Here is a 24,565-nt window from a genome sequence, read left to right as displayed (position 1 = left end):
GGCAGAACTCACAACTCGTGCACCTTGATGCGTGGATCGATCACCGCATACAGCACATCGACCACGAAGTTGACGATGATGACCATCGCCGCCAGCAGCATCACGCAGTTGCGCACGACGATCAGGTCGCGGTTGGCGATCGACTGGAAGATGAGGCGCCCCAGGCCGGGCAGATAGAACACGTTCTCGATCACGATGGTGCCGGCGAGCAGATTGGCGAATTGCAGCCCCATCACGGTCAGCACCGGGATCATCGCGTTGCGCAGCACGTGCTGCCACAGCACCTCGCGCTTGGTCAGGCCCTTGGCGCGCGCGGTGCGCACGAAATCCTCGCGCAGCACGTCGAGCACGGCCGAGCGCGTCACCCGCGCCAGGATCGCGGCCTGCACCACGGCCAGCGCCACAGCCGGCAACAGCAGCGCGCGCAGGCCCGGCCAGATGCCGTCCTCCCAGCCGGGGAAGCCGCCGGCCGACAGCCATTGCAGCTTCACTGCAAACAACAGGATGAGGAGGATCGCGAACCAGAAGTTCGGCAAGGCGATGCCGATCTGGGTCAGCGACATCACGCCGACGTCGCCGAGGCGGTTGTGATTGGCGGCCGTGTAGATGCCGGCCGCGAGCGCCAGCACGGTCGTGAGTCCCATGGCCAGGATCGCGAGCGGAATGGTCATCGCCAGCCGCTCGCGGATCAGTTCGGCCACCGGCGTTCCATAGGCGTAGCTGTTGCCGAGATCGCCGGTCAGCAGGCCGCCGATCCAGTGCAGGTAGCGCCAGGCCAGCGGCTGATCCAGCCCGAGCTTGACGGTCAGCGCCCTCACCGCATCGGGCGAGGCATCCGCGCCCATCAGCATCTGGGCGGCGTTACCCGGGAGCGCGTCGAGCACCAGGAATATGATCAGCGACGCGCCGACGAGGGTCGCCAGCAGGGTCAGGAAGCGCCGCAGCAGAAAAACGCTCATTCGCGCCGGGACTCCAGTTTTCGGCGGCCGCACGTTCCACAGCTTTCGGCTCCGATGCAAGCCCGTTGCCTGCATGATTGCCATTGCCCGACGCAGGCACCTTCGCACACCGCACCGGCCGGGGTATCGCCCGCTTGATCCCGGTCAACGGCGGAGCGCCGGCGACCGCCATCATGCGGCTGATCGCAACAACGCAAGGGCCCATCTCGATCATGACCATCCGTCCGAGCTTTCTCTGGGGCGCCTCGACCTCGGCCTTCCAGATCGAGGGCGCAGCGCACCTCGACGGCCGCGCCGACAGCATCTGGGATGTCTATCTGCGCGCCCCCGGCCGGGTGAGCCACAACGACACCGCCGAGACCGCCTGCGATCACTATCATCGCTACGCTGCGGATGTAGCGCTGATGCGCGATCTCGGCCTCAATGCCTATCGGTTCTCGGTCGCCTGGCCGCGGCTGCTACCGCAGGGCCGCGGCGCGGCCAACGAAGCCGGTCTCGCCTTCTACGACCGCCTCATCGACGCCCTGCTTGCCGCTGAGATAGAGCCGTGGCTCTGTCTCTACCACTGGGACCTGCCGCAGGCGCTGGAGGCGCTCGGCGGCTGGCAGAACCGCGACATCGCCGGCTGGTTCGCCGACTATGCCGCGCTGGTCGCGCGGCGCTATGGCGACCGGGTCAAGCGCTTCGCGACCTTCAACGAGCCGTGCGTGTTCACCCTGTTCGGCTACGGCCTCGGCTGGCACGCGCCGGGGATCGCCGATCGAGCGGCCCTGCACAAGGCCATTCATCACGTCAATCTCGGCCATGGCCGCGCCGTCGACGTGCTGCGCAGGGACGTGGCCGGCGCCTCGATCGGCGCCATCCACAATCGGCAGCCCTGCTACCCTGCGAGCGACAGTGCGGAGGACGCCGCGGCCGCCTTGCGGCTCGCCGCCTATTGGAACGATGCCTTCCCGTTTCCGCAGGCCTTTGCCTGCTACCCGCCGGAGCTCCAGGAGGCCGTCGCACCCTATATCGCAGCCGGCGACATGGCGCAGATCGCTCGCCCCGTCGACTGGTTCGGCCTCAATCACTATTCGCCGCATTACGTCAAGGCGGGCAGCAACCTGATGGGCGCCAGCTTCGGACCGCCTCCCGCGGAAGTGCCGCGCAGCGCAATCGGCTGGCCTGTCGTGCCCGAGGCGTTCCGCGATACGCTCCTGGACATCCACAGCCGGTTCCGGCTTCCGATCTACGTCCTGGAGAACGGAACGGCGGCCAATGACATCGTCGATGCATCAGGCTGCATCCAGGACGACGGCAGGATCGGCTATCTCAAGGCGTATACGACCGCGATGGAACAGGCGATCGCGGCGGGCGCCGACGTGCGCGGCTATTTCGTCTGGTCGCTGCTGGATAATTTTGAATGGGGGGCAGGCTATTCGCAGCGCTTCGGCATTGTCTATGTCGATCGCGCCACCCAGCGCCGCATTCCCAAGGCGTCGGCGCGGTGGTATTCGAACATGATTGCGGCTCACCGGGCATCCGACGATCCCGCCGGGCGGCACAACCGGGCGGAAGAGTGAGGATGAGCGAACGCGTTCTTCTGGGCGACATCGGCGGCACCAATGCGCGCTTCGCGCTGCTTGACGGCGGCACCATCGGCGAGGTTGCTCATCTCAAGGTCGCGGATTTTCCGACCATCGCTGACGCGATCACCGACTTCCTCTCGCGCCAAGCAACCGGCGGAGCGCCCAACGCGGCCGTGCTCGACGTCGCCGGCCCGATCGAACGCAATCGCGGCATGCTGACCAACTCGACCTGGGTGATCGACGGCGCCGAACTGGCGGAGCGGTTCAAGCTGCGCTCGGCCAAGCTCCTGAACGATTTCGAGGCGGTCGGCTGGTCGCTGCCAGCGCTACATCCCGACGACCTGTTTTCGCTTGGCGGAAGCGCCGCGGTCGACGGCGCGCCGATGCTGGTGATCGGCCCGGGCACTGGCTTCGGCGCCGCCTGCTATCTGCCGGGCGACGGCCACCCCACGGTTGCCGTGACCGAGGCCGGTCATGCCACGCTGCCGGCGACGACGGCGCGCGAGGCCACCGTGCTGGCGAAGATGCGCGAGCGCTTCGGCCATGTCTCGATCGAGCGCGCATTGTCCGGCATGGGCCTCGAGAATGTCTATCGAGCCGTCGCGGCGGTGGATGGTGTCGACGTGCCGCCGCGCGATGCCGCTGCGATCACCCACGCCGCGCTCGACGGCAGCTGCGCCACCAGCCGCGCGACGCTCGACATGTTCTGCGCCTGGCTCGGCGCCGTCGCCGGCAACCTCGCGCTGACCTTCTGCGCCCGCGGCGGCGTCTACATCGCCGGCGGCATCCCGCCGCGGTTTCCGGACTACTTTGGCAGATCCGATTTCCGCCGGCAGTTCGAGAGCAAGGGGCGCTATGACAGCTATCTGCGTCCGATCCCGGTTCATCTCGTCACCAAGCCCGACATCAGCTTTCTCGGCCTCAAATCGTTCTTCGAGGCCGGCATCACCGCGAGCGGCGGCTCCCCGACGCACTGAGATCGAATGAGCGACATCGTCACGATCACGCCGAACCCGGCCGTCGACGTCTCGACGACCGTCGAGAAAATCGTGCCGGTGGCCAAGCTGCGCGGCACGACGCAACAGCGAGATCCCGGAGGCGGCGGCATCAACGTCGCCCGCGTCATCGCCCGACTCGGCGGCGACGTCACTGCGCTCTATCCGGTCGGCGGCCCGACCGGCCTTCTGCTGAAGCAACTCGTCGAGAAGGAAGGCGTCGCCAGCCACACCTGGGCAACGGCCGAGGACACGCGCGAGGATTTCTTCGTCCAGGAGCGCGTCAGCGGCCAGCCCTATCGCTTCATCCTGCCGGGTCCGACGCTGACCGAGGCCGAGTGGCAGGCCGGCCTTACCCTGCTCGCGGCCCAGGATCCGTTCCCCCGGTTCGTCGTCGGCAGCGGCAGCCTGCCGCGTGGCGTGCCGGCCGACTTCTACGCGCGCGTTGCGACGCTTGCACGGTCACACGGCGCGCAATTCGTGCTCGACACCTCGGGACCAGCTTTGGCTGCGGCGGTTGCCGGCGGGGTCGACCTGATCAAGCCGTCGCTGCACGAGATGCAAGAGCTGGTCGGCGGCGCGCTGCCCGATGCAACGGCCTGGGAGAAAGCCGCCCACGCGCTGGTCGCGAGCGGCAAGGCCGGCGCCGTCGCGCTGACCATGGGTCATCTCGGCGCCCTGCTGGTCACCCGCCACCGCGTGCTGCGCGCTCAGCCGCTGACGATGGTGCCGGTCAACGCAGTCGGCGCCGGCGACAGTTTTCTCGGCGCGCTGGTCGCGAAGCTCGCCGCGGGCGAGCTGCTGGACGAAGCGTTTCGCTTTGCAGTCGCCGCAGGTGCCGCGGCGCTGCTGCGCACCGGCACCGCGCTGTCCGATCCCGCCGACGTCAGCCGTCTGCTGGCTGATGTGCGGCTCGAGACGGCGTGACATCGCTCGCCGTATCACCGTTGAGCCGATCCAGCGAGAGCAGCAACCCGCCGACGCGCTCCAGCGACGACATCCACTCGGCGAGGCGGTTGAAATTGTCCACCATCCAATTGAACGACCCCTGCACCAGCGTGAACGCGGCGGCAGCCTGGGTGAGTTCGCCCAGCGTCATCTGATCATCGAGGAACTTCGGCGCGCACAGCACGAGACCGATGATCGGCGCGAGCAGCGAATTCAGATGAGACACCAGGGTATTGCGCATCAGCTGCCAGCACAGCCGCTTCCATTGCCGGATCGTGCGGTCGAGCGCCATCCACAGCCCAGCAATGACGCTGCGCTCTTCCTGCTTGGGCGCGATGCCTTCGCCGATGTCGCGCAAGTGATGTGCTGCGGTAATCAGCTCCGATTCGGCCTGGTTCTTGGTCTGGATGACGCGCGTGAGCGGCGAACCGACCCACAGCATCGCCCCGGTCACCAGCCCGGAATAGATGACGACGCTGACCACCAGATAGCCTGGAATCCACAACTGGTGCCCGGCTACGGCAAAACCGATGGATCCGCCAACCTGCCACAGCACCTGGACGAACACGACCGCCGTCAGCAGCGAGGAGATCACACTGACCACGAAGTCGATCGGTGCATCGGTGGCGATGCGGATGTCCTCGGCAATGCGATACTCCGGAATCTTCAGATCGCCCTGCACCGTCGCGAGCCGCGCATAGCGATCGTTCTCGACCCAATAGTTGATCACCTTGGTGCTCAACCATTGCCGCCAGTTGCGTTGCATCACCATGCGGCCCCACACCGAGACGATCGCCAGCACGACGCTCGCCAGGCAGAGCGGAATGAGCAGAGTGGCCTGCTGCCGCAGCCGCGTCGGATCGCGGCCTTCCAATGCGTCGAAGAAATCCCTGTTCCAGTAATTGAACCGAAACTGCACGTAGAGCTGAAGCACCACGAGGACGATCAGGGCGACGCAGAGCAGCCAGACCCGCCATGCCGTCGATCCGAGCCAGAATTGCCGCGCCGTGAGCCAGAACCGCGACCATTCGCGATTGCCGTCCTCGTTCTCGTCGTCGGAGATCATTGGTGATCCGGATGGGTGCGATTGATGAGTCTTACCAAACATCCTTGCCTATGGTGGAACCGTTGTCATCTCGCGATTTAAGGGGCTCGCGGAGCGCCCTGCTTGATCTTGCGCAAGGCAGCCGCCGCCCGTCGCGACAAACTGAAGCTCGCGCTGCGATGCGGGAGATCACCGATGACGGCACCCGGCTACATCCGCTGGTTCAAGGACCTTCGTATCGAGGACGTGCCCGGGGTCGGCGGCAAGACGGCCTCGCTCGGCGAGCTGTATTCGGCGCTGGCGTCGCAGGGCGTGCGCGTACCCAACGGCTTCGCACTGACGGCCGCCGCCTATCGCGATGCCTTGCGCGCGACCGGCGCTGACGACGAGCTGCGCAAGCTGCTCGCAGGCCTCGACAAGCGCCGCATCGCCGATCTCGCCAAACGCGCGGCGAAGGCGCGCGCGATCGTTTTCGCGGCGACCGACCGTGACGACCTGCGCTACGAGGTCGCAGAGGCCTACAAGCAGCTGGAGCAGGAGTATGGCCGCGGCGTCGCGGTTGCCGTGCGCAGCTCGGCCACCGCCGAGGACCTGCCGAATGCGAGCTTCGCAGGCCAGCACGAGAGCTTTCTCAACATTCGCGGCGCCAAGGACCTGTTCGAGGCGTGCCGCCGCTGCTTCGCCTCGCTCTATACGGACCGCGCGATCTCCTACCGCATCGACAACGGTTTCGACCACGACAAGGTCGCGCTTTCGGTGGCGGTGATGAAGATGGTACGCTCGGACCGCGCCGCGAGCGGCGTGATGTTCTCGTTGGACACCGAGAGCGGCTTTCGCGACGTCGCCTTCATCACCGGGGTCTATGGCCTCGGCGAGACCATCGTGCAGGGCACGGTCGATCCGGACGAGTTCTACGTCCACAAGCCGACCTTCGCGGCCGGCTTCCGCAGCGTGCTGTCGCGCCGGCTCGGCGCCAAGGACAAGCGGATGGTCTATGCCAAAGCCGGCGTAAAGGCCGGCGCACGAAGCCGCGGCCCCACGACGCGCACCGAGACGACGCCGCCGGCCGACAGGGCGAAATTCTGCATCAGCGACGCCGACGTGCTGGAGCTGGCGCAGGCCACCATCGTCGTGGAGGCGCACTACTCGCAGAAGGCTGGCAGGCCGACACCTATGGACATCGAATGGGCCAAGGACGGTCGCGACGGTGCGCTCTACATCATCCAGGCGCGGCCGGAGACAGTGGCCTCGCAGCGGCGGCCCGAGGCGATCGAGACCTACGTTCTGAAGAAGACCGGCAGGACGCTGGCAACCGGCCGCGCCGTGGGCGAAAAGATCGCCACCGGCAAGATCCGCTTGATCCGCAATCCCAAGGATCTGAACGCGTTCCGCCCCGGCGAGGTGCTGGTCGCCGCGTCGACCAGTCCGGACTGGGAGCCGGTGATGAAGACCGCGGCGGCGATCGTCACGGATCATGGCGGCCGCACCTGCCATGCCGCGATCATCGCTCGGGAACTCGGCGTGCCGGCCGTGGTCGGCACGGAGGATTTCAGCAAGCGCGCGAAGACCGGAACGACGGTCACCGTCTGCTGCGCCGAGGGCGATGCCGGCCATGTCTACGACGGCGCACTGCCGTTCGATGTCGAGCGCCTGGCGATCGACAGACTGGAGAAGCCGCGCACCGAGATCATGGTCAATCTCGGCAACCCCGAACTGGCCTTCAAGACCGCGCTGCTGCCGAACGATGGCGTGGGCCTTGCGCGCATGGAGTTCATCATCAACCAGGCGATCGGCATCCACCCGATGGCGCTGGCGACGCCCGCAAAGGTGACCACGGCAAAAGATCGCGCGACGATCAAGCGCCTGACCGCGCGCTACAAGAAGCCCGCCGACTTCTTCGTCGAGCGGCTGTCGGAAGGCGTCGGCACCATCGCCGCGGCATTCTACCCGCGGCCGGTGATCGTGCGCCTCTCGGACTTCAAGACCAACGAATATGCCAGCCTGATCGGCGGCTCCGATTTCGAGCCGAAGGAAGAGAACCCGATGCTCGGCTTCCGCGGCGCCTCGCGCTATGCGCATCCCGCCTACGCCGCCGGTTTCGCGCTGGAATGCGCGGCGTTGCAGCGCGTGCGCGACACGATGGGGCTCTCCAATCTGAAGATCATGATCCCGTTCTGCCGCCGCGTGGAGGAGGCACGCAAGGTGATTGCGGCGATGGCCGGGCATGGCCTCGTGAGAGGCGAAAACGGGCTCGAGATCTACATGATGTGCGAGATCCCGAACAACGTCATCCTGATCGACGAGTTCGCCAAACATTTCGACGGCTTCTCGATCGGCTCCAACGATCTCACCCAGCTCACGCTCGGCGTCGACCGCGACTCCGACATCGTCGCCTTCGATTTCGACGAGCGTGATCCCGGCCTGCTGGCGATGCTGCGGATGGCGGTCGAGGGCGCGCACCGCAACCATCGCCATGTCGGCATCTGCGGCGAGGCGCCGGCCAACTATCCGGAAGTCGCGCGCTATCTGGCCGAACTCGGCATCGATTCGATCAGCGTCAATCCGGCGAGCGTCGTGCGCACCATGGAGATCGTCCGCACCGCCGAGCGGGAGCTCGCGACCCACAGGCCGCAGGCGCTGGCAAGCTGATCATCGCCGAAATTCAGGAACTGGTCTTGAAGAAGTCCAGCACGGTCGAAGCGCCGCCGATGACGTGGCCGCCGCCATAGAGGCTTGCCAGGAACGTGCCGCGATGGCTGGCGCCGGCGACCGCGATGCCTTGCGCAAAGCGGCCGTCGGCCGCCAGCGGCATCTTGACGAGGCTCGGCGGCAGCGCCTCGTCGAGAAGGCCGTAGTAGAACCGCATCGGGGCGTCATAGTCCCAATAGGTCGAGCTGTTGCCGGCCAGGCGGCGGAGGAAGCGGCTGTTGGTCTCGTGGGTGAAGCGCTCGAAGAAGCCGTCGACCAGCAGATCCGAGGGCTGCGGCACCGACTTGCTGAACGTCTCGTCCATGCTGTAGTCGGCCCAGTATTTCTCGGCCAGCGCGACGTGCTGCGGCTTGATCGCAGTCTTGAACAGGTCGCCGAGCCGGTAATACTGGCGATAGCTGCCCAGGAGGACGATGACGCACGGCGTGATCCAGATCGGCTGCTTCGGATAGGTGCTGTCGGTCGACGCGCTGCCCGGTTGGGCGGACACCCAATAGCGCATCGAATCCGCAAGATTGTTGAACGGACTTTGCGTGGCGCTCGCCGCCACCGCGACGCGCCGCCGCTGCAGCTCCTGGCGCAGCCATTGCGTGTTCAAGGCACCCTGCGACCAGCCGTTCAGGAACAGCCCGGTCTTTCGCAGGCCGAGGTGATCGAGCGCGAGCAGACCCGCGTTCAACACGTCCAGGCAGCACTGCACGGTCGCGTCCTTCACCGCATAGGCCTCGCCTCGCCCCTGGCGATACGGTCCCTTGCCGAGATAGTCGGCCGCGATCAACGCAAACCCGTTGCCGACCAGGCGCTGGACGTTGAACAGCGTCTCGATCGAATCGACATTGTCGCGCGGCTCGTAGTTCGGATCGGCCAGCTTGACGAGATTGGACGGGACCTGGTCGAACGACAGGATGGTGCCGTGCTGCCACGACACGACCGGCAGTGCGCCCTTGTGATCGGCGGGCAGCGCGAGCAGGCCGCTGACCTTGACGCGCTCACCGGTGCTGGGGATGCGCGTGTAGGTCGTCAGCCGGCGCAGTTCGACGTCGACCCGCGCCCCGTGCTTGTCGGCCGAGAATGGCGGCAAGATATTCTGCTCATTGAAGACGGCGTGGAGCTTCGCTGCGAGCGCATCGAGCCGATCCTTGCTGACGCGCACCGGCCGGCCAAGGCTTGCGCCGTCACGTGGCTGCGCGAAAGACGGGCCGGAGGAAAACGAAAATGCCGCAGCGCCGAGGCCGAGGCCGGCTGAGGCCAGCAGCCTTCGCCGGGATGGCCGGCCGGCCGAGGCTGCGGAGCTGAGCTCCGACGGGGTCAGCTTGGCCGTCGGCTGGGCCAATGCCTCTTCGGGTCCCCCGACCAGGGTATCCAGGCCGATCATTCGCCGCTTCATCACGTCCCTCCGAGCCGACTACAGCCGAGGGTAGTTCGCAAAGCCTAGCACTTGCTAAATGGTGCAGCAATTGGAGCCGGATGTTTCGCCAGTCACCTGCTCTGTCGAGCCTCGCGTGGTCGCGTCGCGGCTCGCCTCCGCACGTCAAGCGCCGCTATGCGAATGATTTGCGATGGCGTTCTGCAGGCACACCAGGAAGAGATCGCGAGGACGAGATGAAGGCCTACCGCGCCGCTTCGAAGCCTCCGAGCACCGCGGTCAGGTTCTGCCCGAGAATGTCCGAGAGATAGCCGCCCTCCTGCACGAACACCGTGGGAAGGCCGAGCCGCGCGATCGCGCCGCCGATGCGACGGAAACCTGGCGTGGTCACGGAGAGCCCCTTGAGCGGATCGTGCTCGGAGGCATCGAGGCCGAGCGCCACCACGAGCGCACCGGGCGCGAACGCATGGATCGTCTTGGCCGCGGTCTCGAACGCCTTGAGATAGGTGTCGTCGCCGCTCTTGAGCGGCAGCGGAATGTTGAGGTTGGCGCCAAGCCCGGCGCCTGCACCGCGCTCATGCGCATAGCCCCAGACGAACGGATAGTAATGCGTGGGGTCGGCGTGGATCGAGATGGTCAGCACGTCGGGCCGCTCGTAGAAGATGCCCTGCGTGCCGTTGCCGTGATGGACGTCGACGTCGAGGATGGCGACGCGCTCGTGGCGCTGACGCAGATGCGCGGCCGCGATGGCGGAGTTGTTCATGAAGCAGAAGCCCGAGGCCATGTCCCGATACGCATGGTGGCCCGGCGGCCGGCACAGTGCGTACATCGCATCCTCGCCGTCGAGCAGCAGTTGCGCTGCGGTCGCAGCCACGTCGGTCGCGGCGCAGGCGCCTTCCCACGTCCCCGGCCCGATCGGCGCTGAGGTATCGGTCGTGTGCCAGCCCAGCCGCCCGACGATGTGCGTCGGATAGGTGGCGGCATTGCGAACGGGATGAATGTTCGGGATCATTTCCGCACCGGCATCGCCGAGCGCGGCCCAGGCGTCCCACGCCTCTTCCAGGAAATTGAGGTATTCCGGACTGTGCACGCGCGCGCGAGCTTCCTGGCCGAAATGAAGCGGCGCGACCAACTCGTGATGGCCGGCCTTCAATCCCGCAAGCAAACGATCCGCCCGCTCGGGCTGCTCGGTGGTGCGCTTGACGACGCCACGCACCAGATAGAATTGCGGATCATGGCTGCGATGCAGCTCGGTGTAGACGGCCTTCACGCGCAATGGCTCCTGTTCGCTCGCACCGACGATTGTGCACGCAGTCACGACGGATACAAGCACGGATGGTTCGCACGTCGATCGGTCCGTGCCGGCAGCTTCCAACCGGCGGAACGGTACGCTGTGCATCGTATCTTCTCGGCAGCGAGTGCGTCGGGATCCAGGCGATCCGGCGCGTGAGGCGCGGTGGATGTGGGGAGAGATCCGCCGCGACGGCGGTCGACTGCGCCACGAAATCTGCAAAACCTCGGCGCGCAAGCCTGACCAGCTCATGCATCGCAAGCCGCGGCTGGTGACGAGCCCCAGGCTTCAACCGGCATGGAGACCCCGGGGATCGATCCAAAATTTGCATCGATTGATACAGGCTTCGGTTTGGACCCCGGCCCTCCCTCTCCTCTAGGACAGTCATCGAGGAACGTACAAGAGAGGTGGAGCGCATGAGCGCTATCGTAACCACGGCCGAATTGCGCCGATCACGCGTGCGGCTGTTTATCGTGACCATGCTGTTCCTGGTCACGACCGTGAACTACGCCGACCGGGCGACCTTGTCGATCGCAGGACCTTCGCTGTCCAAGGAGCTGCATCTCGATCCCGTCGCGATGGGCTATGTGTTCTCCGCCTTCGGCTGGTCCTATGTGCTCGCGCAGGTGCCGGGCGGCTGGCTGCTCGACCGCTTCGGTTCGCGCTGGGTCTATGCCTGCAGCATCGTGATCTGGTCGATCTTCACCATGATGCAGGGTTGGATCGGCTTCTTTTCCGGCGCCGCCGCGGTCACCGCGCTGTTCGCGTTGCGCTTCCTGGTCGGTCTCGCCGAAGCGCCGAGCTTCCCGGCCAATGCCCGCATCGTCGCCGCCTGGTTTCCGAGCAACGAGCGCGGCACGGCGTCGGCCTTCTTCAACTCGGGCCAGTATTTCGCGACCGTGATCTTCGCGCCGCTGATGGGCTGGATCGCGCATGCGTTCGGTTGGCGCCACGTCTTCACAGTGATGGGTGCGCTCGGCATCCTCATGGGCCTGATGTGGATCAGGACCATGTACGGACCGAAGGAGCACGCGAGCGTCAACCAGGCCGAGCTCGACTACATCAAGGACGGCGGCGCGCTGGTCGACATGGAGGGCGCGAAGGACGCCAAGGCTACCTCCGGTGGTCCGACCTGGTCGCATATCGGACAGTTGCTGTCGAACCGCATGATGCTCGGCGTCTATATCGGCCAGTACTGCATCAACACGCTGACCTATTTCTTCCTGACCTGGTTCCCGGTCTATCTGGTCAAGGAGCGCGGCCTGTCGATCCTGCAGGCCGGCTTCGTCGCCACCCTGCCGGCGCTGTGCGGCTTCATCGGCGGCGTGCTCGGCGGTTTCATCTCCGACGCCATCCTGCGCAAGACGGGATCGCTGACGCTCGCCCGCAAGATCCCGATCGTCGGCGGCATGCTGCTGTCGATGGCAATCATCGGCTGCAACTATGTCGACGGACAGGCGCTGGTGGTCGGCCTGATGGCGCTGGCGTTCTTCGGCAAGGGCATCGGCGCGCTCGGCTGGGCTGTGGTCTCCGACACCTCGCCGAAGGAAGCCGGCGGCGTCTCCGGCGGCCTGTTCAACACCTTCGGCAACCTCTCCAGCATCACCACTCCGATCGTGATCGGCTACATCCTGTCGGCCACCGGCTCCTTCAACGGCGCGCTGGTGTTCGTCGGCCTCAACGCCCTGGTCGCGGCGTGCGCCTACTTGCTGATCGTCGGCAAGATCCAGCGCGTCCAGCTCCGAGCCTCCTGAGCACCACGCTCAGCTTCGCGTGGTCTCGACTCCAACGGCGGCCCCCCCCGGGCCGCCGCTTTCTTTTTGTCGGTGCCCTCGCCGTCATTCCGGGGCGACGCGCGGCCCTGCCGATTGACGCGGAGGAAATTCACGCCAGCAAGGGAAATGCGAGGAAAGCTGGTCGCGGGGGTCCGCTACATCGCGAGACCCACTGTTTTGGAAGCTCTGCTTTCTTACCGGCGCGCGGCCCAACTGGCCTCGCGGCGATCGGATAGTTCTCCAATACCGCAATTTGGGCGCGATCCAAGCCGGCCCTGAAATGCCAAATGAAGGCCGGCGCCCTAATGCGTTCAGATCGCCTTGAGGAGCGCGAACAACCGGAAATCCTCGAGCGCCGCGTGCCGATGCGGGGCGACTTCGCGCCGGTAGGTCTCGGTGTCGACGATCGAGCGGAAGGCGGCGAAATCGCCGTATTCATTGATCGCCGCTTCATCCCAGCGTTCGCCTTGCGGGCCGACCAGGCTCGCCAGGACCGGCCCGGAAAACATCCGCACCAGTGGCTTACCGGCTGCGAGACGCCGGAAGGCCGGTCTATAGCGTTCGTTGAAGGCTTCGCGGCCCGAGCAGGGCGCGGCGTCGAAGCCGTCCTCGTAACGCGCGCGGGGGCGGTAGCGCAGCAGATTGAGCATATAGACCGGCTGGCCAGGGGGAATTACGCGCTCGGCGGCGTCGAGGGCTTGCAGCGTGATTTCGATGGGGTTCATGGGACTTCTCGCGTTTTCCAGCGGCGCAGCATGCGCGCTGACGCTCTCCATCTGGCCCATCGGAACGGCCCCTTGTAGCGACCCTGTCGCCATGACTATGTGGACTGAATGTCCACAACCGCCTTGCCTCCCGACCTCTCGCGTCTCCTCGCCTTCGTTCGCGTCGTCGAGGCGGGCTCCTTCGCCGAAGCCGCGCGGCGGGCGGGGACGACCACCTCGGCGATGTCCAAGGCGGTCGCCCGCCTCGAACAGGCTCGCGGGATACGGCTTTTGCATCGCACCACCCATTCGCTGGCGCTGACCGACGAGGGCGAGCGGCTGATGGCGGCGGGACGCGCGCTGGCCGAAAGTCTCGATCGCGTCCAATCCGCGCTCGGCGAAGCCACGCGTAACGATGGCGGACGGGTGCGAGTGACCGCCCCCGCCTCGTTCGCGCGTGCCTGCATCCTGCCGAGACTTCCCGCGTTCCTGCGGGAGCGGCCGGAAATCGAGATCGAGATCAAATTCCGCAACGAGATTCTTGATCTCGCGGCGGAAGGCGTCGACATCGCCATCCGCTCAGGACCCCTCGATCGCGCGCCCGGTCATCTGGCGCGGCGGCTTTGCACGTTCTCCTGGATCGCTTGCGCCTCGCCCGCGTATCTGAACGCGCGCGGCGCGCCGGCGACTCCATACGAGCTTTCCGAACATGACCACGTCGGCTTCCGCAATCCCGCGAGCGGGCAGATCCTGACCTGGCGCTTCACCGATCCGCGCGGCAAAAAGCTCGTTCGCGTCGCGCCCAAGCCCAAGCACATTTGCGACGACGCGCACGCGTCGGTCGCTTTGATCGCGAATGGGTTCGGCATCGGCTGGGGGCCGGCGTGGCTCTTCCATGAAGACCTGCGCACCGGCCGGCTCGTCGAAGTGCTTGCGCCTTGGCGCGCGCCGCCGGAGCCCCTATGGATGCTGCGCACCTCCAACCGCCGGCCGCCCCTACGCACGCAGCGCGTCATGGCGTTCCTGGCGACGCTTCCCGCCACGTTCAGCGACAAATCGGGATGAGGCGCCGGCCGTCAGCAGGGCTCTGCGGTCGGCGCGTCGGACGTCAGCCGGCTTGGGAGGGGAAATCGGGGACAGACCACGATTTCCCAGGCTTCCGCCTTGGCGCGGTCAGCAATCTGCAGCATGCCGGCAAGAACGGGCTGCGCGTCGTCTCGCAACGTCGTCCATCCGTGGTCAGTCAACATGCAGACTGAGCACATCTGAGTTCACCTCGAAAGGACACAGCGGTACCTACCCCGAGACGTAGGACACACCGGGGGCGCCGTGCAGGAAGCCGTTGGCGAATGGAACGTCCGGATAGATCTCGCGCAGGCGGCCCGTTGCGGCTTCGGCTTCCACGCGCCCCGCCAGGACCGCCTGGAAATGCTCGGACACCGCGACCATGTCGCAGGCCTGAGGTGATAGCCGCAGCGATGTCACGCCGCTCTGCTTCAGACGATCGAGATCGCCGAGCAGGTTTGAGCACCCATGCGACAGCGTCTGCACGCCGTTCATGGTGAGGAACGCCTCGTTGTCCAGCGTCGTCACGACGAGGCCGTCGGGGTCCTGCTCGCACACGAAGCGGCAATTGTCCTTGGCGAGCTTGTGCAGGCGGGCGTGATAGCAGCGCGCGGAGATCGCGAGCGGCACACGGCCGAAGGCGAACACTTCGATCGCCACCTCCGGCACGGCGCCGGCGATGGCGGCAACCGAGGACAGCGGCAGCTCCGGCGGCAGGCAGATCCGGGTGGCGCCCTTGGCGGCATGAAACGCGGCGCTGGCCTCGTTGTAGATGTTGACGAAGGGACCGATGGCATGCGGCCGGCCTGCAATCGATTTGAGGCAGGTGAGATCGTTGACTTCGACGAGACCGTCGCCGAACTCGGCGAGGCCTGCCGTCTGCCGGCGCTCGCGTCGCAACGACACCAGGACCAGCGACCCCAGCAGAACCTGCTTGCCGGCCGCGGCAAGCCGTTCGATGACTTCAGGCAGATACGGTTCGAAGAACGGCGCGCGCTTCGAGCACACGACCTCGCCGACCACGACGCGGTCGACCGGGGCCTCGTCGGCGATGCGAAAGTAGAAATCACGCCAGCGCTCCGGCTGCCAATTGTAGAGCACGGGTCCCAGAGTGAGTTGCATTCGCTCTACGCCTTGATCCGCCATTGTCATGTCGTCTAACGCCAGGTCTTGCGGTAGGCGCCCTGCGTGGTGGCCTGCCCTTCGGTGAATGCCGTGAGGTCGGCCGCCTCGGTGGACCTGCCGGCATCGAGCGCTGCCAGCACGCTGCGAAAATGCCGTACCACGCTGTCGACATAGGCGCGGCCGCGCTGGCGGCCCTCGATCTTGAGCGCGGTGACGCCGGCTTCGCGCAGACCCTCGAGCAGGGTCGTGGCATCGAGACTGACCGGATCCTCGAAGATGTAGCCGGCGCCTTGCGTGGTCGAGAAGCGGCCCTTGCACAGCGTCGGATAGCCGGCCGGCTCGTCGCGGCCGAAGCGGTTGATGGTAAAGCCGCCGAGCCGCGAGGTCGTTCCCTGTGACGTCTCCTGATAGGCGACGTGACTGGGCGGCGAGCACACGCCCTGCATGTTCGGTGACTTGCCGGTGGCGTAGGAGGACAGCGAGCAGCGGCCCTCGGCCATCACGCATAGTCCGCCAAACACGAACACCTCGGTCTCGCAGGCCGTCTCACGGGTGATCTCGGCGATCTCGGGCACGCTCAGCACGCGCGGCAGCACCACGCGGCGGGCGCCGAAATTCTCGACGTAGAACGCGATCGCGTCGACATTCGCCGCCGCCGCCTGCACCGAGACATGCAGTCGCTGTTCGGGATGGCGCCGCGCGGCATGGTCCATCAGCCCGACATCGGCAAGGATCAGGGCGTCGGCTCCGGCGTCAACGGCGTCGTCGACCGCGCGACGCCACAGCTCGACGGCACCGGCGCGCGGAAAGGTGTTGATCGCGACCAGCACCTTGGCGCCGCGCCGATGCGCGAACGTGATCCCTTCGCGCATCTGCTCGCGGGTAAAATTCAGCCCGGGAAAGTTGCGGGCGTTGGTCTCGTCGGCGAATCCGCAATAGACGGCATCGGCACCGGCTTCGACCGCGCTCTTCAGCGCCGCCGGCGTCCCTGCCGGACAGATCAGCTCCATCGTCGCATCCCGCTTTCGTTCGTCGTCGATCTCAGCAGCGAGTCGCGTGCGGCCGCGAGCAGTCGTTGCGCGGGCACGCCGAACGGCCCCGAGAGCGTCGCGATCTCGCCGACCAGATCCAGACCGGCATCGTCGATCGCATTGCGGAGCGCCAGCACCGCCTCGATATCGCCTTCGATGACGAGCTGACGCGAAAACATCAGCGCATCGCCGTCGAGCCGGCCCTCGACCAGGGCCAGCAGGCTCACGATCGACGCGGAGATGGAGGCATCGAGGCCGGTGGGCAGTTGGCGCACCGCCACGAGTTGCGGCTGCTGCGGGCCCGCCTGAATCACGAATGCGAACGGCAGATCGGTCGGTTTGATGCCAAAGCGCTTTCCGCGATGCGACCCGAGCCGGTCGAGCAGATGCGGATGCCGCCGCAAAAGCCCACGCAGGAAAGCGCCGAGCGCAATCTGCAGGGGCAGCAACGGCAACGGACGCAGCACCTGCCCGAGCAGTGGCGGCAACAGGGGCCGTGAGGTCGAAGACGCGTCCTGAAGAGAGCTCATGGCACAAGCTCTGGCCGGATCGGCGGGGGAAGTATTTGACGCGGAACAAAGATCACACTGATTGTTCCAGCTACGAGGCGTTTTTTGAACGGAGCCTATCGTTGCGACGTGATGTCCCTCGCTTCCGCGAGCTGTCGGATTTCCTGCGCTTTCTCGACGAGCGGGGACAGCTGCGACGCATTCGCGACAGAGTCTCGGTCGTCCACGAAATCACCGAGATCCATCGCCGCGTCATCTCCGCCGAAGGGCCCGCGCTGCTGTTCGAACGGCCGATCAAGGCGTGCGGCTCACTCTCGGCAATGCCGCTCGTCACCAATCTGTTCGGCACCGTGGAGCGGGTGGCCTGGGGCATGGGCGTGCAGCCCGAACGATTGGCGGAGCTCGGCAAGATGATGGCGGAGCTGCGCGCCCCGCAACCGCCGCGCGACATCAGGGAAGCGCTGCAGAAGCTGCCGCTGGCGCGCGCGGCGCTGTCGACCCGGCCGAGGCTGCGATCAGCCGCGCCGGTGCATGAATGTGTCACCATGGGCGATGACATCGACCTGACCACCTTGCCGGCCCAGATCTGCTGGCCGGGCGAGCCGGCGCCGCTGTTGACGTGGCCGCTCGTCATCACCGTCCCGCCGGACGCATCCACAGGCGAGCAGGAAAATGTCGGCGTCTACCGCATGCAGGTGCTCGGCCGCGATCGTGCCATCATGCGCTGGCTCGCTCATCGCGGCGGCGCCCGCCACCACCAGCAGTGGCAGGCGCTGGGGCGCGACATGCCGATCGCGATCGTGATCGGCGCCGATCCCGCCACCATCCTCAGCGCCGTGCTGCCATTGCCCGAGACCATCTCCGAGCTGCGCTTCGCCGGCATCCTGCGCGGCGACCGCCCCGAGCTGGTCGAATGCCTCACCGTGCCCCTGACGGTGCCGGCGGCCGCCGAGATCGTGATCGAGGGCGTCGTGTCGGCCACCGAAACCGCGCCGGAGGGGCCCTATGGCGATCACACCGGCTACTACAACGCCGTCGAGAACTTTCCGGTGCTGCAGGTCACCGCGATCACCACGCGTCGCAGCCCGCTCTATCTGTCGACGTTCACGGGACGCGCGCCGGACGAGCCGTCTCGAATTGGCGAGGCGCTGAATACGCTGTTCGTCCCTTTGATCCGGCAGCAATTCCCGGAGGTGGTCGACTGCCATCTGCCGCCAGAGGCCTGCTCCTACAGAATCGCCGTCGTAGCGATCAAGAAGCGCTATCCGGGCCAAGCCCGCCGCATCATGCTCGGCCTGTGGTCGATGCTGCCGCAGTTCAGCTACACCAAGCTCCTCATCGTGGTCGACCAGGACATCGACGTCCGCGACTGGCGCGCGGTGATGTGGGCCGTCGCGACGCGCAGCGACTCCTCGCGCGATCTCGTGCCGCTTGCCAACACGCCGATCGACTATCTCGACTTCGCCTCGCCAAAATCCGGCCTCGGTGGCAAGCTCGGCATCGACGCCACAACCAAGCTCGGCGCCGAGACCGAGCGCGCCTGGGGCGAGGTGCTGGCGATGGACCCCGCCGTAGCGGCACGCATCGACGCGATGTGGCCGAGCCTCGGCCTCGGCGAGGGCGGGGCCGGTCGAGTGGCCTCGGCATGAGCGGACGGCACCACGTCATCGTCGGCATCAGCGGCGCCTCGGGCGCCGCGATCGGTGTGCGCATCGTCGAACGGCTCGCGGAGCAACCGCAATGCACGGTCCATCTCGTGGTATCTGACGCCGCCGTGCGCACCTTGCACGAGGAGGTCGGCCAGGGCAGCCTGGCGCGGCTGCGTGATCTGGCGGCGCATGCTCATGATGTCGCCGACATCGGCGCGAGCATCGCCAGCGGCTCGTTTTCTGCAGCCGGCATGATCGTGGCGCCCTGCTCGATCCGCACCCTCTCGGCGATCGCCTGGGGCCAGCTCGACAACCTCCTGGTCCGCGCCGCCGACGTTCAACTCAAGGAGCGCCGCCGGCTGATCCTCTTGGTGCGGGAGAGCCCGCTGCATCTCGGTCATCTCCGAGCGATGACGCAGGCCACCGAGATCGGCGCGATCATCGCGCCGCCAGTGCCGGCGTTTTACCTGAAGCCCCAGTCGCTCGATGACGTCATCGAGCAGATCGCCTGCCGCGCGATCAACCTGCTCGACGTCCCCGGGCTCCGCGCCAACGCGCGGGAGTGGCTTCCGGACCGGACGACCGAAGCAAGCAATCTTGCTGAGGTAGCGAAGCAAGACAGACGATAGGACTTGAAGACAGAACACGACAGACGCACTCGGGCGATGAGCCGAAGGCGTCTGCGACGGTTGACGTGTTCTTCGACGAGCGGGAGTACAGACGCCGCCTCTCCGTGCTGCCGCGCGAACCTGGACTGTTCCCGGCCGAGCAGCCACCAGCTTTTCGCTTTCGTTCGGTCAATTGACGTTGTCGAAACCCAGCGCAGCACGAACGGCCGGATCAATTCTGGATGGGGTCCAAGGCGGATCGAATGTCATCGTCACGTCCACGGCTTCGACGCCCGCAATCTCCGCAATGCTGCATGCGACCCCTTCCTTGAGAAAACCTGTTGCGGGGCACCCGGGCGTCGTGGCCGTCATCGTGACATGCACAACGCCATCCGTCGCCGTGATGTCGTAGATGAAGCCGAGATCGACCACGTTTTCTCCCAGCTCCGGATCGATGACCACGCGCATGGCGTCGCGGATGCGGTCGATGACATCGCGGCTCATAGCGGAGCCCTCACCGACAGTTCGTAGGTCGATCCATCCGGCGTAAACCCGCCGAGCCAGCGAAAGCCACGTTTCTCAAGTTCAGGGAACAGGAACACCGGCTCGCGGCCCAGAAGTGCCGACAAGGTCTCTCCAGGGGCCAACTCCTCCGCGGCCGCAAGGATGCGCACCATCGGCTCGGGTGGGTCGAGCTCCCGGTTGTCGAGCGTGACCACGGGATCTGGCCATCGCTCGAATGCGAGGCTGGCACCAGCGTCTTCCTGACCGGCGTCCTCGGCAGCCAGCGGCGAAAACAGCACTTCCCAGTCGCCATCGTCGAGCGGTCGATCGGTGTGGGCGAAGCCCTTTTTTGCCATGACGGAGAGCAGCGGAATCGGCCTGAAGCTCGCGATCAGCCGCACGCCCTGGCCTGGCGCCAGCCGGCCAACCGCGTCCATGATGACGGAGAACGGCTCGCCTCCAGCCCTGAGAATCGGTCGGACGTCGACGTCAATGTACGCGATCATGGCTTCCCTCCTAGTTTCTGGCGAACAACAGGCTTGGCGCGATGGCTCCGGCCGGAAGCCTCCGGGAGCCCGCAACATCGGAAAGACGTCGGACTCGCACAAGCTCGTGTATGATTCCAATACTGCCCACGGCCATGACCGCCGCGGCGCCGCGAAACGCCTGGTCCTCGCCCATCATCAACATGATGGTCGCCGCCCAGACGCCTAGAAAATAGATGATGAACCACTTCTCGGACCGGCGTTCCACCGCCAGGTCCTGAACCCGTGGCGTCGGGCCGCGCCCCATCACGGGACCGTAGGTTTCGAGCCAGGTCAGAAAGGCGACAATCTTGTAGAGCTTCGCGAATATGAGACCAGACAGCCAGCCGAACACGGCCAAGAACGCGAACGCGCCGACATGAACGCCGACCTTTCCGGTGACGATGATGACGGTGCCGAGCGCCACCGTCGCCGCCAGATTGGCGAAAGACACGGTTGCCATCCGCATGTTCAGCTCGAGCTGGCGCCGTTTGCGGGAGCGATAGATCGTCGCGATGTCCCGTCCATAGAGCGCAAGCGAGATCACACCAAGACCAGCAGCGAGGATGAGCACGGCTCCGAGCTCGGCTGCGAGGCCGATTGCGAACAATCCGCCCACGACTGCCACCGATAGCGCGAGCGCACCAAATTTCAGCGCGGATGTGCTCTGTCGATCGCCGAGGTCCGCCGAGAGCATGAACATGGCCAGCAGGCGATAGCTCACCCCCATGGCGGTCAGGGTCAGCCAGCCTCCCAGCCCGGCAATCGCATGGATCGGAATCGCCGCGGCCAGGAGCGCGGCGCCGAAGGTGCCCGCCGATCCGGCGAGAGCAAACGAGAACGCGGCGCCGAGCGCGACAGTCGCGCATAACGAGCCAAGTCCGGCGATGACAAATAGAGCAGGCCCCTTCGGCTGGCTGAAGAGAGTCAGGCCCAGATCGAGCGCGACCATCGCCAGACCGGCGCCGAGCACCACGCTGCCGGCCGGCAGAAGCCAAGCGGCTGGAGCAATTCGTCCGGCCAGTGAGAGGAAACCCGATATCAGGCAGACCAGACCGACGTTGATGAGGAACAAGGCCGGCAAGGCCCATTTGTCGAAGGGGAGCGGCCTTGCGACGAGAACGGGAACGAACTGGAACAAGGCGCCGCATACCGAGAGACTGAGCCAACCGATGCAGACCGCATGCACAACGACAAGCGTATCGGGAGCGCCGAGGTCTGCAGCGGGGTAACCGAGTCCGCCGACCAGCATTGCCAAGGCAACGAGTAGCCACCCCAGCGCTGCCGCGAAATAGCTCATCGTCCAGCGCGAGATTTTCGCTCCAATCATGAGCGGCTCCAGTTCTTGATCGCGGACGCAGCACTCGCGACGACGCTGCGCCATTCGGCAATTGCCGTGGCGCCCGGAGGAACACAGTCCCCTCACGCCCGAAGGAAGCGCGAGCAATGAGCTTGCGCCATACAATCTCCCGACCATCGGAAAGATGCTAGTCGGGCCCGACCGGCCATTCTTTGTCGGAGCGCAACATTTCGCGTCATCAGCGTCGTGATGACGACTCCAGCACGACCGGCGGACTCCCTGTCGCGTCGAGGAACATCCATGTCAGCCGGCAGATATCTTCGGCGGCCCGGCTCGGCAGTTCTGTGTCCCCCGACCCGTCGATTGCTCGCAATCGCGATCAGCGCAGCTGGCTGGCTGAGTCTATAGTTCGATCCTGCCGAACACTTTCCAGCCACCGCTCCACGTCTCCGCGGGCTTCGAGCTCAATCCCCATATCTCCGGAGAAATCTCTCCAGGCATCGATATTGCTGCGCGGCACGCCGACAATCGTCGGTATCGCGAGGTCCAGCGCGCGGGCAATCAGATCAAGCGTTCCGCGTCCCTCGCACTCTGCCTTGCCAAATTTGTTCAACACCAGGATGTTTGGACGCGCATCCAGGCTGGCGAGGACGCGAACCGTCACCTCTGCCAGCGCCGATTCATCCAGCCGGCAACCTCTCGCTCCCGATCCACGATCCTCGAAGATCGGGGTTTGATTGGCCGTGTCGATCTCCTCGAGCAGGACGTCGCACCGGCGATTTTCGTCGAGGAACAGCCTTCGCTGCAGTGCGCCGGCGACCTTCAATCGCACTCGACGCGAGTGATCCACGAGGTGATCGAACGTCTCGTAGGGATATTTCCCGTCGTCGTAGACGAGCGCCACGAGCGGCGCGGCCTCAACACCGACCTTCTCTACCATCTCATCGTGCATGCGAATCCCAACATCAGCTTGATGCTTCGACATGTCCAACCCACTCCTCCAGCACAGATAGCCTGTGGCGGACCCGGCCTAGGAGTGATCGATTTCATCCCTCTGCAGCGACCATTTGATCATGGACGTCAGACAGACGATCGCGGGATCGGCGGCTCTGTCGATGGCGCTCATCAACCCGAGCCAATCCTCGTTCTCGGCGAGATTTGCAAAGCGCCGGACAGCAGCCGACGCATACTCACCGACATCCTCGCCGAGGCGATCCGCGACAGAGCTGACGCGCACCAGGAGCGTAAGGTCGCCACACCCCTGCAACACCGCACTCGACTTCGCGTCGTCGCTGAGATCGTGAATGAGATCCCCGAGCAGCATGATCGCCCCCTCTACTGCGGCAGCGCCGATTGCGGCGCCGGCAAAGTCACGCCAACGATCGCCGCGCGGCCTGCCAGATCGGCGACATATTTCGCGAGCGCCTGGTGCCGGACACGCTCGGTGAGATATTGCGAAATGCGCGCCCTCGCCATGTCGAACGGCAGGACTTGTCCGGGGGCCCGCCGGTCAAGGCGCACGACATGGATACCAAAGCGTGTCTCAATCAGACCGACCTCTCCAACCGACATCCGGGCCAGCGCGGCGTCGAACTCGGCGGTCGTCTGCCCACGCGACAGCTGCCCGAGCCTGCCACCATTCTCCGCCGAGACCCTGCAGTCGGAGCGATCGCGCGCGATGGTCTCGAACACCTCCGGGCTTCTCCGCACGGCCTCCATGACCGTCCGCCCCTCGTCTCGCGCAGCCGATCGAGCCAGCGAATCGCTGCTCGGCGCGATCAGCAGGATGTGCGACGCTTCGTAGAGCTCGCCGACAAGGAACCGTTGCCTGTTCTGATCGTAGAAGCGACGGCACGTCGATTCGTCCGGCTCGTGTATCAGAACCTCGCGCGCGATCAGCGCCCGCATCGCCGCTTCTTCCTCGGTTTCGCTGCGACCTTCGGCATCACGCAGAGGGGAGGCCGTTACGCCGAGCCTCCTGACCTCCTGTCTCAGCAATTCGCGCACCGCAAGCGCGCGCGCCGCCGCTTGCCAGGCGAGGATCGGCTTGTCCGACGGATGGTTCTGAACTTCCCGGGCAATGACGTCGCGCTCGATCACGACCCCGTTCACACTGACCATCTTCGGCTTTGGAAGCGCCGCGCCCAATGAACAGTCCATCGGCTACTCCGCAGGCTGAATCGGTTGCACGAGATGACGGCGTCCGTCGCGGCTGCGCACCACCTGATAGCCGCGGCGGCCGAGATACCACACCGGCGCACTCCAGATGTGGACCAGGCGGGTGAAGGGGAAGAGCAGGAAGATGGTCATTCCCAGGACCAGATGCGCCTTGAAGATCGGATGGACGTCGACAATGTTGGCGGCGATTCCGGGCTGCAACGTGAGAATGCCCTGCGCCCAGTCCATGAACTTGACCATCTCGTGACCATCGAGATGACCGAGCGACACGGGGATGGTCGCCAAGCCAAGCAGCAGCTGGACGAACAGCACCAGAAGGATACCCGTGTCAGCAAAAGACGACGTCGCGCGGATCCTGGGATCGAAGAGCCTGCGATGCGCGAGGAGCGAAATGCCGACCAGGCACATCAGCCCGGCGCCGCCACCGGCGACGATCGCGAGCATCTGCTTGAAGCCGTGCGACACGCCGAGCATGTCAAACACCCAGATCGGCGTCAGCAGCCCGACGAAATGCCCCGCAAAAATGAAAAGGATCCCGACATGGAAAAGGTTCGAGCCCCAGATCAGTTGGCGCCGCCGAAGCAGCTGACTCGAGCCCGAGCGCCACGTGTACTGCTCGCGGTCGAATCGAATCAGACTGCCGATCAGAAAGACGGTCAGGCAGAGATAGGGATACCAGCCGAAGACGATGGCATTGAGCGTTTGCATG

At 65.7% G+C, this 24,565-nt stretch carries 23 protein-coding genes; 8 read left to right on the top strand and 15 right to left on the bottom strand.

The features are described 5' to 3' along the window. Positions 1-8: 8 nt before the first annotated feature. A complete protein-coding gene (locus tag QX010_RS24680; protein WP_315803404.1) occupies positions 9-959 on the bottom strand; it encodes an ABC transporter permease in 951 nt (316 codons plus the stop codon). Between the two features lie 212 nt (positions 960-1,171). On the opposite strand from QX010_RS24680, the gene QX010_RS24675 reads away from it, so the two are divergent. Genes QX010_RS24675 through QX010_RS24665 form a run of 3 tightly spaced genes read left to right on the top strand, consistent with a single transcriptional unit; the run spans position 1,172 to position 4,452 of the window. Next, complete coding sequence (locus QX010_RS24675; RefSeq protein WP_316182475.1) at positions 1,172-2,524, top strand: GH1 family beta-glucosidase; 1,353 nt, start codon at positions 1,172-1,174, stop codon at positions 2,522-2,524. Positions 2,525-2,526: 2 nt separating this feature from the next. Continuing rightward, on the top strand, positions 2,527-3,507 hold the full coding sequence (gene glk, locus QX010_RS24670; protein ID WP_316182442.1) for a glucokinase: 981 nt from the start codon (positions 2,527-2,529) through the stop codon (positions 3,505-3,507). Positions 3,508-3,513: 6 nt separating this feature from the next. Then, positions 3,514-4,452, top strand: coding sequence for a 1-phosphofructokinase family hexose kinase (locus QX010_RS24665; RefSeq protein ID WP_315803402.1), 939 nt, complete (start codon positions 3,514-3,516; stop codon positions 4,450-4,452). On the opposite strand, the gene QX010_RS24660 is transcribed toward QX010_RS24665, so the two are convergent. Continuing rightward, positions 4,412-5,539 carry an SbmA/BacA-like family transporter gene (locus tag QX010_RS24660; protein ID WP_315803401.1) on the bottom strand — a complete coding sequence of 376 codons (1,128 nt, stop codon included), beginning with the start codon at positions 5,537-5,539 and terminating at the stop codon, positions 4,412-4,414. The genes QX010_RS24665 and QX010_RS24660 overlap by 41 nt on opposite strands. 174 nt (positions 5,540-5,713) lie before the next feature. Here QX010_RS24660 and ppsA point away from each other — a divergent pair, with 174 nt between their 5' ends. After that, positions 5,714-8,167, top strand: coding sequence for a phosphoenolpyruvate synthase (ppsA, locus tag QX010_RS24655; protein ID WP_316182439.1), 2,454 nt, complete (start codon positions 5,714-5,716; stop codon positions 8,165-8,167). 13 nt (positions 8,168-8,180) lie between these two features. Here the strand turns inward: ppsA and QX010_RS24650 are convergent, their stop codons facing one another. Together QX010_RS24650 and QX010_RS24645 are read right to left on the bottom strand one after the other, a co-directional pair. Continuing rightward, positions 8,181-9,614, bottom strand: a complete 1,434-nt coding sequence (locus QX010_RS24650) for a lysophospholipase (RefSeq protein ID WP_316182438.1) — start codon at positions 9,612-9,614, stop codon at positions 8,181-8,183. Between the two features lie 223 nt (positions 9,615-9,837). Next, positions 9,838-10,863 carry a histone deacetylase family protein gene (locus tag QX010_RS24645; protein ID WP_315803398.1) on the bottom strand — a complete coding sequence of 342 codons (1,026 nt, stop codon included), beginning with the start codon at positions 10,861-10,863 and terminating at the stop codon, positions 9,838-9,840. 437 nt (positions 10,864-11,300) lie between these two features. Between QX010_RS24645 and QX010_RS24640 the strand changes: the two genes are divergently transcribed. Continuing rightward, positions 11,301-12,638, top strand: a complete 1,338-nt coding sequence (locus QX010_RS24640; protein ID WP_315803397.1) for an MFS transporter — start codon at positions 11,301-11,303, stop codon at positions 12,636-12,638. 332 nt (positions 12,639-12,970) lie between these two features. On the opposite strand, the gene QX010_RS24635 is transcribed toward QX010_RS24640, so the two are convergent. Beyond that, a complete protein-coding gene (locus tag QX010_RS24635; protein WP_316182435.1) occupies positions 12,971-13,384 on the bottom strand; it encodes a hypothetical protein in 414 nt (137 codons plus the stop codon). Between the two features lie 108 nt (positions 13,385-13,492). Here QX010_RS24635 and QX010_RS24630 point away from each other — a divergent pair, with 108 nt between their 5' ends. After that, entirely contained in the window at positions 13,493-14,428 is a 936-nt protein-coding gene (locus QX010_RS24630; protein WP_316182433.1) for a LysR family transcriptional regulator, read from the top strand. Between the two features lie 231 nt (positions 14,429-14,659). Here QX010_RS24630 and QX010_RS24625 read toward each other — a convergent pair whose 3' ends face one another. Genes QX010_RS24625 through QX010_RS24615 form a run of 3 tightly spaced genes read right to left on the bottom strand, consistent with a single transcriptional unit; the run spans position 14,660 to position 17,114 of the window. Next, positions 14,660-15,550, bottom strand: a complete 891-nt coding sequence (locus QX010_RS24625; RefSeq protein ID WP_316182431.1) for a U32 family peptidase — start codon at positions 15,548-15,550, stop codon at positions 14,660-14,662. Positions 15,551-15,585: 35 nt separating this feature from the next. Next, a complete protein-coding gene (locus QX010_RS24620) occupies positions 15,586-16,563 on the bottom strand; it encodes a peptidase U32 family protein (RefSeq protein ID WP_316182429.1) in 978 nt (325 codons plus the stop codon). Beyond that, entirely contained in the window at positions 16,554-17,114 is a 561-nt protein-coding gene (locus QX010_RS24615) for an SCP2 domain-containing protein (protein WP_316182428.1), read from the bottom strand. The genes QX010_RS24620 and QX010_RS24615 overlap by 10 nt, the downstream gene beginning before the upstream one ends. A 101-nt stretch (positions 17,115-17,215) precedes the next feature. Here QX010_RS24615 and QX010_RS24610 point away from each other — a divergent pair, with 101 nt between their 5' ends. Next, positions 17,216-18,742, top strand: a complete 1,527-nt coding sequence (locus QX010_RS24610) for a UbiD family decarboxylase (protein ID WP_316182427.1) — start codon at positions 17,216-17,218, stop codon at positions 18,740-18,742. Then, positions 18,739-19,371 carry a UbiX family flavin prenyltransferase gene (locus tag QX010_RS24605; RefSeq protein ID WP_316182426.1) on the top strand — a complete coding sequence of 211 codons (633 nt, stop codon included), beginning with the start codon at positions 18,739-18,741 and terminating at the stop codon, positions 19,369-19,371. Before QX010_RS24610 ends, QX010_RS24605 begins: the two co-directional genes overlap by 4 nt. A 168-nt stretch (positions 19,372-19,539) precedes the next feature. On the opposite strand, the gene QX010_RS24600 is transcribed toward QX010_RS24605, so the two are convergent. The 7 genes from QX010_RS24600 to narI form a co-directional block, all read right to left on the bottom strand. Then, complete coding sequence (locus QX010_RS24600) at positions 19,540-19,854, bottom strand: metal-sulfur cluster assembly factor (RefSeq protein ID WP_316182424.1); 315 nt, start codon at positions 19,852-19,854, stop codon at positions 19,540-19,542. After that, complete coding sequence (locus tag QX010_RS24595) at positions 19,851-20,360, bottom strand: DUF2249 domain-containing protein (RefSeq protein ID WP_316182423.1); 510 nt, start codon at positions 20,358-20,360, stop codon at positions 19,851-19,853. Before QX010_RS24595 ends, QX010_RS24600 begins: the two co-directional genes overlap by 4 nt. Positions 20,361-20,370: 10 nt before the next feature. After that, on the bottom strand, positions 20,371-21,762 hold the full coding sequence (locus tag QX010_RS24590; protein ID WP_316182421.1) for a hypothetical protein: 1,392 nt from the start codon (positions 21,760-21,762) through the stop codon (positions 20,371-20,373). A 295-nt stretch (positions 21,763-22,057) separates the two neighbouring features. Beyond that, positions 22,058-22,663: a DUF2478 domain-containing protein gene (locus QX010_RS24585; RefSeq protein WP_316182420.1), complete on the bottom strand. Its 606-nt coding sequence runs from the start codon at positions 22,661-22,663 to the stop codon at positions 22,058-22,060. Positions 22,664-22,708: 45 nt separating this feature from the next. After that, a complete protein-coding gene (locus QX010_RS24580) occupies positions 22,709-23,002 on the bottom strand; it encodes a hypothetical protein (RefSeq protein ID WP_315803383.1) in 294 nt (97 codons plus the stop codon). A gap of 11 nt (positions 23,003-23,013) precedes the next feature. Then, on the bottom strand, positions 23,014-23,826 hold the full coding sequence (locus tag QX010_RS24575; RefSeq protein WP_316182418.1) for a peptidylprolyl isomerase: 813 nt from the start codon (positions 23,824-23,826) through the stop codon (positions 23,014-23,016). Positions 23,827-23,841: 15 nt separating this feature from the next. Next, complete coding sequence (narI, locus tag QX010_RS24570; protein ID WP_316182416.1) at positions 23,842-24,564, bottom strand: respiratory nitrate reductase subunit gamma; 723 nt, start codon at positions 24,562-24,564, stop codon at positions 23,842-23,844. Position 24,565 lies beyond the last annotated feature (1 nt).

It is taken from the genome of Bradyrhizobium sp. SZCCHNRI1009, from assembly GCF_032487575.1.
GTDB lineage: Bacteria > Pseudomonadota > Alphaproteobacteria > Rhizobiales > Xanthobacteraceae > Bradyrhizobium.
Note: the sequence above shows the minus strand (reverse complement) of the source record. Positions and strands in the feature narration are given on the sequence as shown.

Bases quoted from the DNA above. Each gene is read 5' to 3' on its own strand.
- QX010_RS24680 (WP_315803404.1), bottom strand. From the start codon at position 959: ATGAGCGTTTTTCTGCTGCGGCGCTTCCTGACCCTGCTGGCGACCCTC.
- QX010_RS24675 (WP_316182475.1), top strand. From the start codon at position 1,172: ATGACCATCCGTCCGAGCTTTCTCTGGGGCGCCTCGACCTCGGCCTTC.
- glk (WP_316182442.1), top strand. From the start codon at position 2,527: ATGAGCGAACGCGTTCTTCTGGGCGACATCGGCGGCACCAATGCGCGC.
- QX010_RS24665 (WP_315803402.1), top strand. From the start codon at position 3,514: ATGAGCGACATCGTCACGATCACGCCGAACCCGGCCGTCGACGTCTCG.
- QX010_RS24660 (WP_315803401.1), bottom strand. From the start codon at position 5,539: ATGATCTCCGACGACGAGAACGAGGACGGCAATCGCGAATGGTCGCGG.
- ppsA (WP_316182439.1), top strand. From the start codon at position 5,714: ATGACGGCACCCGGCTACATCCGCTGGTTCAAGGACCTTCGTATCGAG.
- QX010_RS24650 (WP_316182438.1), bottom strand. From the start codon at position 9,614: ATGAAGCGGCGAATGATCGGCCTGGATACCCTGGTCGGGGGACCCGAA.
- QX010_RS24640 (WP_315803397.1), top strand. From the start codon at position 11,301: ATGAGCGCTATCGTAACCACGGCCGAATTGCGCCGATCACGCGTGCGG.
- QX010_RS24635 (WP_316182435.1), bottom strand. From the start codon at position 13,384: ATGAACCCCATCGAAATCACGCTGCAAGCCCTCGACGCCGCCGAGCGC.
- QX010_RS24630 (WP_316182433.1), top strand. From the start codon at position 13,493: ATGTCCACAACCGCCTTGCCTCCCGACCTCTCGCGTCTCCTCGCCTTC.
- QX010_RS24625 (WP_316182431.1), bottom strand. From the start codon at position 15,550: ATGCAACTCACTCTGGGACCCGTGCTCTACAATTGGCAGCCGGAGCGC.
- QX010_RS24620 (WP_316182429.1), bottom strand. From the start codon at position 16,563: ATGGAGCTGATCTGTCCGGCAGGGACGCCGGCGGCGCTGAAGAGCGCG.
- QX010_RS24615 (WP_316182428.1), bottom strand. From the start codon at position 17,114: ATGAGCTCTCTTCAGGACGCGTCTTCGACCTCACGGCCCCTGTTGCCG.
- QX010_RS24605 (WP_316182426.1), top strand. From the start codon at position 18,739: ATGAGCGGACGGCACCACGTCATCGTCGGCATCAGCGGCGCCTCGGGC.
- QX010_RS24600 (WP_316182424.1), bottom strand. From the start codon at position 19,854: ATGAGCCGCGATGTCATCGACCGCATCCGCGACGCCATGCGCGTGGTC.
- QX010_RS24595 (WP_316182423.1), bottom strand. From the start codon at position 20,360: ATGATCGCGTACATTGACGTCGACGTCCGACCGATTCTCAGGGCTGGA.
- QX010_RS24590 (WP_316182421.1), bottom strand. From the start codon at position 21,762: ATGGCGCAGCGTCGTCGCGAGTGCTGCGTCCGCGATCAAGAACTGGAG.
- QX010_RS24585 (WP_316182420.1), bottom strand. From the start codon at position 22,663: ATGTCGAAGCATCAAGCTGATGTTGGGATTCGCATGCACGATGAGATG.
- QX010_RS24580 (WP_315803383.1), bottom strand. From the start codon at position 23,002: ATGCTGCTCGGGGATCTCATTCACGATCTCAGCGACGACGCGAAGTCG.
- narI (WP_316182416.1), bottom strand. From the start codon at position 24,564: ATGCAAACGCTCAATGCCATCGTCTTCGGCTGGTATCCCTATCTCTGC.